General features: G+C 68.9%; 6 protein-coding genes, 1 tRNA gene and 2 pseudogenes. 4 read left to right on the top strand and 5 right to left on the bottom strand.

The window, feature by feature from the left end; all coding sequences use genetic code 11:
- Window positions 1-47: 47 nt before the first annotated feature.
- Window positions 48-1,253 carry a cytochrome P450 gene (locus tag TN53_RS22110; RefSeq protein WP_046260321.1) on the bottom strand — a complete coding sequence of 402 codons (1,206 nt, stop codon included), beginning with the start codon at window positions 1,251-1,253 and terminating at the stop codon, window positions 48-50.
- Between the two features lie 166 nt (window positions 1,254-1,419).
- On the opposite strand from TN53_RS22110, the gene TN53_RS22105 reads away from it, so the two are divergent.
- Both TN53_RS22105 and TN53_RS22100 read left to right on the top strand, forming a co-directional pair.
- Window positions 1,420-2,106: a TetR/AcrR family transcriptional regulator gene (locus tag TN53_RS22105; RefSeq protein ID WP_046260320.1), complete on the top strand. Its 687-nt coding sequence runs from the start codon at window positions 1,420-1,422 to the stop codon at window positions 2,104-2,106.
- Between the two features lie 227 nt (window positions 2,107-2,333).
- The gene (locus TN53_RS22100; protein ID WP_046260319.1) at window positions 2,334-2,915 is read left to right on the top strand and encodes a DUF6262 family protein; all 582 of its coding nucleotides are present in this window, start codon (window positions 2,334-2,336) and stop codon (window positions 2,913-2,915) included.
- A gap of 11 nt (window positions 2,916-2,926) precedes the next feature.
- On the opposite strand, the gene TN53_RS45370 is transcribed toward TN53_RS22100, so the two are convergent.
- Window positions 2,927-3,268 carry a hypothetical protein gene (locus TN53_RS45370; RefSeq protein ID WP_159038166.1) on the bottom strand — a complete coding sequence of 114 codons (342 nt, stop codon included), beginning with the start codon at window positions 3,266-3,268 and terminating at the stop codon, window positions 2,927-2,929.
- 50 nt (window positions 3,269-3,318) lie between these two features.
- On the bottom strand, window positions 3,319-4,431 hold the full coding sequence (locus tag TN53_RS47360) for a hypothetical protein (RefSeq protein ID WP_159038165.1): 1,113 nt from the start codon (window positions 4,429-4,431) through the stop codon (window positions 3,319-3,321).
- Window positions 4,432-4,584: 153 nt separating this feature from the next.
- Here TN53_RS47360 and TN53_RS49345 point away from each other — a divergent pair.
- Together TN53_RS49345 and TN53_RS48400 are read left to right on the top strand one after the other, a co-directional pair.
- Window positions 4,585-4,827, top strand: a pseudogene (locus TN53_RS49345) (hypothetical protein); the annotation flags it as partial.
- Window positions 4,828-4,915: 88 nt separating this feature from the next.
- A pseudogene (locus tag TN53_RS48400) lies at window positions 4,916-5,092 on the top strand (integrase); the annotation flags it as partial.
- 270 nt (window positions 5,093-5,362) lie between these two features.
- Here the strand turns inward: TN53_RS48400 and TN53_RS22080 are convergent.
- A tRNA-Thr gene (locus TN53_RS22080) sits at window positions 5,363-5,436 on the bottom strand.
- 107 nt (window positions 5,437-5,543) lie between these two features.
- Window positions 5,544-7,145 carry an alpha/beta hydrolase gene (locus TN53_RS22075; RefSeq protein WP_095046643.1) on the bottom strand — a complete coding sequence of 534 codons (1,602 nt, stop codon included), beginning with the start codon at window positions 7,143-7,145 and terminating at the stop codon, window positions 5,544-5,546.
- Window positions 7,146-7,188 lie beyond the last annotated feature (43 nt).

The raw sequence follows: 7,188 nt of genomic DNA, 5'->3' as shown, positions 1-7,188 counted from the left end.
CTACGTGGGGGGGTGGGGGGCTACGTGGGGGGGCCGGTCGGCCCGGGTCACCAGGTGACGGGCAGTTCGCGGACGCCGTAGACGACCGTGTCCTCTTTGAAGGCGATGTCCTCCATCGGCACGGCGATCTTCAGCCTGGGAAGCCGACGGAAGAGTTCGGGCAGGACGATCTGGAGCTCGGCGCGGGCCAGCGGCTGGCCGAGGCACTGGTGGACGCCGTAGCCGAAGGCCAGGTGCATGCGGGCGTTGGCGCGTGCCAGGTCGACGTCGTCGGGGGCGGTGAAGAATTCCGGGTCGCGGTTGGCGACGTGGATGGGGACGATCACGCCTTCGCCGGCGCTGATGGTGACGCCGCCGATGGTGACGTCCTCGACGGCGGTACGGCGCATCCCGCCGTGCACGATCGAGATGTGGCGCAGCAGTTCCTCCACCGCGTTGGCCACTTGCTTCTGTTCGCCGAGGAGATACGGGATCTGGTCGGGGTGGTGCAGCAGGGTGATGGTGCCCAGCGCGATCATGTTCGCGGTCGTCTCGTGCCCGGCGAACAGCAGGAAGGCGCTCAGGTCGGCGGCGTCCTGGTCGGTGATGACGCCCTCGTCCGCCTGGGCGGCGAGGCGGGTGATCACGTCGTCGCCGGGGGTCTTGCGTTTGGCCTGCACGAGTTCCAGCAGATAGGCGGAGAGGGCTTGTTGCGCCCGGCGGACTTCTCCCGCGGTGGCGGTCAGGTCGACGATGACCTTCGAGTGCTGCTGGAAGAAGCCGTGGTCCTCATAGGGCACGCCCAGCAGTTCGCAGATCACCAGGGAGGGCAGCGGCAGCGCGAAGTGCTCCACGAAGTCGGCCGGGCCCTCCCGCCCGGTGAGGCTGCCGAGGAGTTCGTCGGTCAGGCGGGCGATGGCGGGACGCAGCGCGTTGATGCGTTTGACCATGAACTCCCGGGTTAGGGTGCGCCGCATCACGGAGTGCACCGGATCGTCGTGGTTCTGGAAGAAGCCGGGCGGGCCCTGCTGGGCGCCTTCCATGAAGTTGGGCGCACCGGGCAGGGAGAAATCGACGCTGAACGCCGGGCTGCCGAGCACCGCCCGGGCGTCCTCCCAGCGGGTCACCAGCCACGGGCTGAGCCGCCCCTCCCACAGGGAGACGCGGGTGACCGGTTGTTCCGCCCGCAGTTCGGCATACAGGGGCGGAGGATCGAGAGGCGCATCCTTGGGACGGGCGAGCGTGAACGCATTTTCCGACGGAGACGAGGTCATGGCTGTCCCTTCCACCTTCGACTAACAGCGTTAGGCGTGCTGGTCGCTAGACTAACACCGTTAGCCGAAGGGGATAGTTCCCTTCCTCTGTTCCGCCCGGTGACGTCTTGCCGTACGGGATGGGCACTTTGGGGGGAGATAGGGTGCAGGCAGTGAGGAGGTGGCCATGAAGTCGCAGGCCAGACGGGTGCCCAATGTGCGGGGCGAGGGGGAACGGCTGCGGCAGGAGATCCTTGACGCGGCGACCCGCATCCTGGAGGAGACGGGACGCGAGGACGCACTCTCACTGCGCGGGGTCGCGCGCGAGGTCGGTATCTCCGCGCCCAGCGTCTATCTGCACTTCAAGGACAAGACCGAACTGGTCGCCACCGTGCTCGACGCCGCTTACCAGGCGCTGGCCGCGGAGATGAGCGCGGTCGGCGAAACGGCCGCCGCAGCCGGTGCCAACCCGTGGGAGCGCATAAGGGCCACGATCACCGCCTATCGCAGGTTCGCCATCGACAAGCCGCGCCGGTACCGGCTGATGTTCAGCCTGGAGTACGAGCCGGAGAGCCGACGCTCCGCCGACACCCCCCTCGGCACTGTGCCCCAGGCGTGGAGCCACACCGTGGACACCTACCTCGCGGCGACGGCCCCTGACCGTCGAGCGGAGGCCGAAACCATCGGCATCCACCTGTGGACCGCCCTGCATGGCCAGCTGGTTCTGTGGCACACCCTGCCCGGCCGCTACACCAGCAGCGAAGCCATACTGATCGAACTGGAACAGTCGTTGCTGCACCGGCTGCTGCCTGCACCGGACCCTCAGTCATCAGCCGCGAGGCCCGACGCTGCACACGGCCCGGGAAGAGCGTGAGAACGTCGCAGTGGCCACCAGGCCCCCGTGTTACGCCTGTGGACACCCCGTGGTTCGCCTCCTCGACGACGCCCTCGCCGTGGACCTGCGCAAACCCAGGACTACTTCCACCGCGTGTGGTCCACCGCCTTCCGCGCCGTCGACCTCGCCGACGCGGGCAGCGACGAGCCGGACGAGAACAGCAATGCGTGCACAGCCGACGGCGACGACCCCGAACAGGAAGCCGCATGAACACCGCCATCGTTTCTGAACCCCGCACCGCGGCGGCTCTGGCCGCCCGCCGCCGCAAGACCGAAGCCGCCCCTGAGCGCGTCCACCAGGCCATCGCCCGGCTCCGACGCGAGGAAGCCCAGGTCAGCGTCGCCGCCATCGCCCGCCGAGCAGACGTCTCGCGCACCTTCCTGTACGACAACGTCGAGGCCGGAACCGCGGTCGCCGCGGCGATGGCTCAGGCCGGCGAACACCGATCCCGCACGCTCGCTGAACAGGACGCCGAACATGAGGCGCCGTGGCGCGAACGCGCCCTGAACGCCGGGGACGCCCTTAAGGCCACCCACGCCGAGATCCTCGCCCAGCGCACCCGCATCGGCGAATCCCTCGGCCGGATACGCGACTTGGAGGCCGAGTGGACCGAGGAGGCCATGCAGCGGATCACCACCGAGAACACCGCGCTCAAGCAGCGGGTCCGCCAACTGACCGCCGACAACCGCACCCTCGAGGAACGGCTCAAGGCCGCCCGCTCCAACCTCCGCTTCCAGGACCGGCGCATCGCCGATCTCGAAGCCCGCCTTGCCGACCCGCTCTGTTGAGACGAAACGGTCTACCCTCGTAGCAACCGTCGGCGGAGGGCTTCCTGCTCTGGGCTCCGCGCAGGAGCGGGCTGCTGCGGTTTGGGCATGTCGGGGGCGTGAGCGAGGGCCTGGTCGATGCGGTCGCTGCTGCGGATGATGTCTGCCTCGGAGTGCGGCGCCGGCCATGTCACCAAGAGGTAGTCCTCCACCGGCTCGGCGCTGGCCTTGTCCGGAAGGATGTTGCGGCCTCGCCCGTGAACGCGCAGCCGGTACCAGCCAGGGCCCGCCGGGCTGAGGGGGGCAAGTCCGTCGACCGGGCCTTGTTCGAGGGACTCGACCCGGAGGAGGCCCGTGGGGACGTTCACGCTCATTTCCACGATCTCTTCCCAGGAGGCGTCCGTCGACGCAGCCGGCGGACCGGTCAGAGCGGTTGCCGTGGCCCGGATGGCGCCGGTGTGGATTCCCGTGACAATGAGAGCCCCCTGTGACATGGGGACGGCAAGTCCATTGCTCCAGTCCGCCGTCTGGACAGGGATTTCTCCAGCGTCGAGGACACCGAAAGTGCCTTCCGGGACGTACACGTCGTGTGCGGTGACCATGTCTCTCCCGGCTGGTACGTCATCGCTCTGGGCGCAAGCCTGCCATGGTTTGCACGGGGGCGGGCAGTGCGTGGGCCGTCCCGGAACGGCACTACCGTTACTGCGTGGGTGACTCTGAAGGGGTCGCCGTCGAGGACGCGCTCAGCTCGGAAGAACTGGGTGTTCAGGCCGCCCTGGGCGTTGTTCCCGGTGGCCGTGATCATGTACACGCTGACGCCGGTCGGACCCGTCCCGGAGGACACATTGGGCATCTGGCATCCGTCGAAGGTGCTGCGTGTACCACCGGAGGACAGTCCTTCACGGGAGCGTGCGATGGGGTATTCGTCGCAGCTCAGGCCCGTGATGCTGGGGGCGTCTCCGCAGGCCATCTGACGGTTCGTGTTGATGATCGTGTCATCTTCGGTCCTGGTCAGCGGGTTCGCGAACGTGGCGCCGGGGAGTCCCGATGCCTGGGCGCGCTGAACGTGAGAGGCGAGAGACGGGTAGGAGGCACTGCTGTAGACGAGTTCTGACGCGTACCAGGGCACCACGCAGCCCACGGTGGCCCGTCCGACGGTGGCGTTGTCGCAACGGAACTCGTTGAGGTCGTAGGAGGTGACGGCCGCGGGGTACCCGGCGTTGGTGAAGGTGAGGTACCAGTACGTGGCGCGGTTGCCGATGGCGCCGGCCGCCGTGGCGGTGGTGTCGAAGAATGCCTCGCCCGACCGCCAGGAGTTCAGGGGCAGCAGGGGCTGTGCCGGGAACGAGGAGCTCTCCAGTGTGCAGGACCCGCTCAGGGTCGCCTGCCCGTCGACAGAGGCTTTCTGGGCGCCTCCCCATCCGCCGTACATTGAGAGCTCGAGCTGGTGGGCAAACGTGGGCAGCCCGGTGTCGCTGTAGCTGTAGTTGATGACGACCATGTCGGCTTCGCCGGTGACCGTCTTCGTTCCGTTCACGGTCCGCGTTGTGGTGTACGTCAGCCCGGTCACCAGGCAGATCTGGGTGCGAACCCGAGGAGTCGCTGCGATGCAGCACGCCCTGATACGCCCACGCCGTGACCCAACTCCGTTGCCCGGCCGGGCTGTCCGCCCCGGCGAACAGCGGCGGCGATGAAGAAGACCACCGGAGCCGTCGTCGGTCTCTTCGCCTCCGGCCCGCTGCTGCTGGCCGTTCCGATCCTCGCCATCGGGGCCAGGAGTGCCTCGGCCTCCTGCTCGACCGGCGGTACACAGGCTGTGGATACCTCAGCCGTTGCCGCTCAGGTGAAGGCGATCCTGGACCGCGGCGGCAAGGGGACGGTCTCCGTGCCGGGCCTGGACGACCCGGCCGAGCAGGTGCCCAACGCCAAGACGGAACGCGGTCCCGATCCCACCCGACTTCATCCCCTTCCTGGCGGACCACAAGGCCCGACAGACAGCGATGTGAGCCGCGGCCGGAGAACTGTGGGAGGAACACCACGTCGTCTTCTCGCGGCTCGACGGGCGCCCGCTTGACCCCCGGCAGGACCACGAGGAGTTCAAGGAGTTGCTGGCCGAGGCCGGGATCGACGACCGGCGCCTGTACGACGGAAGCCGGCACACCGCAGGCACGATCCTGAACGAGCTGGGCGTCGACATGACCACGATCATGGAGATCCTGCGCCACACCCAGATCAGCCAGACCCGCCGCTACGTGAAGGGCAGATCGCACCTGTCGAAGGACGCGATGCGACGCATGGGCGAGTTCTTTGCACCGCTCCCCCAAACCCCGCCCCGGACCCGGTTTCCGGTCCCACTGAGACCAGAACTGAGACCACCGACACCCGCACGACCCGCTCACAGCGCCGCCGCCGCATCCGGTAAAAGGAAAAACCCCAGGTCACGGCGAGTGAGTCCCAGGGCTTTCCAGAGCCGCCTTCGGGATTCGAACCCGAGACCTACGCATTACGAGTGCGTTGCTCTGGCCATCTGAGCTAAGGCGGCGCGCCGTCCGCACCATGGTGCGATCAGCAACGCCGGTAAGTCTACACAGTTTCGGAGGGTGCTCCGTACCGGCCCCAGAGGGGGCATTCCGGGGCCGGTCGAGGCGGCTACGAGCAGCGCTTCCCCCTCGTCGGCGGGGTTCCCCGGAGGAGGTACGCGTCGATGGTGGAGTCGATGCAGGCGCTGCCGCGACCGTAGGCGGTGTGACCGTCGCCCTCGTAGGTGAGGAGGCGGGCGGAAGAGAGCTGGGCGGCCAGGGCGCGGGCCCAGCGGTACGGGGTGGCCGGGTCGCGGGTGGTGCCGACGACCACGATCGGGGCGGCGCCCTTCGCGGTGATGCGATGCGGCTCACCCGTCGCCCCCACCGGCCAGTACGTGCAGTTCAGCGAGGCCCATGCCAGGCCCTCGCCGAAGACGGGGGACGCCTTCTCGAACTCCGGCAGCGCGTCCCGCACCTGGTCCGCAGAGCTGAACGCCGCGGGGAGGTCCAGGCAGTTCACCGCCGCGTTGGCGAACATCAGGTTCGAGTAGCGGGCATCGGCGTCCCGCTCGTAGTAGCTGTCGGAGAGGACCAGCAGTCCCGCGCCGTCGTTCTCCTTCATCGCCGAGGTCAGCGCCTCGCGCAGCTGCGCCCAGGCGCCCTCGTCGTACATCGCCGCGATGACCCCGGTGGTGGCGAGGGACTCGCCGAGTTTGCGGCCGTCCACGTCGCCCGTGGGGATCGGCCGGGCGTCGAGCTTCTCGAAGAACGCCTTGAGGTTGCTGCCGACCTCGCCCGCCTTCGTGCCCAGCGGACAGTCCGACTGCTGCACACAGTCCCGCGCGAACGACTGGAACGCCGTCTCGAACCCCGCCGTCTGGTCGAGGTTCGTGCGCCGCGCGGACAGGGACGGGTCCATCGCGCCGTCCAGGACCAGTCGGCCGACCCGGTCCGGGAAGAGGCCCGCGTACGTCGCCCCGAGGAACGTTCCGTACGACGCCCCGACGTACGTCAGCTTCTCGTCGCCCAGCGCCGCCCGCAGGATGTCCATGTCCCGCGCCGCCTCGACGGTGGACACATGCCGCAACAGCTCGGGCGAGTCGGCACCGCACCCCTCCGCGAACTTCTGGAACGCGGCGACGAGTTCCTCGGTCTCCTCCTCGTCATCGGGTGTCGTGTCGGTCTGCGTGTACGCGTCCATGTCGCGCCCGTCCAGGCACTCCACGGGCTCGCTGCGGGCGACGCCGCGCGGGTCGACCGCGACCATGTCGTACCGGGCACGGACCTCGGCGGGGTAGCCGATCCCGGCGTAGGCCTGGAGGTAGCCGATCGCCGAGCCGCCCGGCCCGCCCGGGTTCACCAGCAGCGAGCCCAGCGCCTTGCCGGTGCCGGTCGCCTTCTTGCGGGAGACAGCGAGGCGGACGTCACCGTCGTCCGGCTTGTCGTAGTCGAGCGGTGCCTTCATCGTGGCGCACTGGAAACCGGGCACTCCGCAGCTGCGCCAGCTCAGCTTCTGTCCGTAGTACGGCGACAGAGCGGCCGGCGTGGCCTTCGGCAGCGCGGCCAGCGCCGCCGCCTCCGCGGCCGAGCCGGCGGACCCGCTCCCCGCGGAGCAGGCGGACACGACCAGCGCGGCAACGGCGAGAATGGCACCGCCGGTGCGCGAACGCCGGTGAGGCGGCGGGGCGATCGGGTGTGCCGGGGGGCGGAGACTGCGCCTGATGTGCATCAACCGAGAGTAACTCTGCGCAGCCTGTCAGTTGCCTTCCGTA

The sequence above is a fragment of the Streptomyces sp. WM6386 genome (genome assembly GCF_000972385.1).
GTDB lineage: Bacteria > Actinomycetota > Actinomycetes > Streptomycetales > Streptomycetaceae > Streptomyces.
Note: the sequence above shows the minus strand (reverse complement) of the source record. Positions and strands in the feature narration are given on the sequence as shown.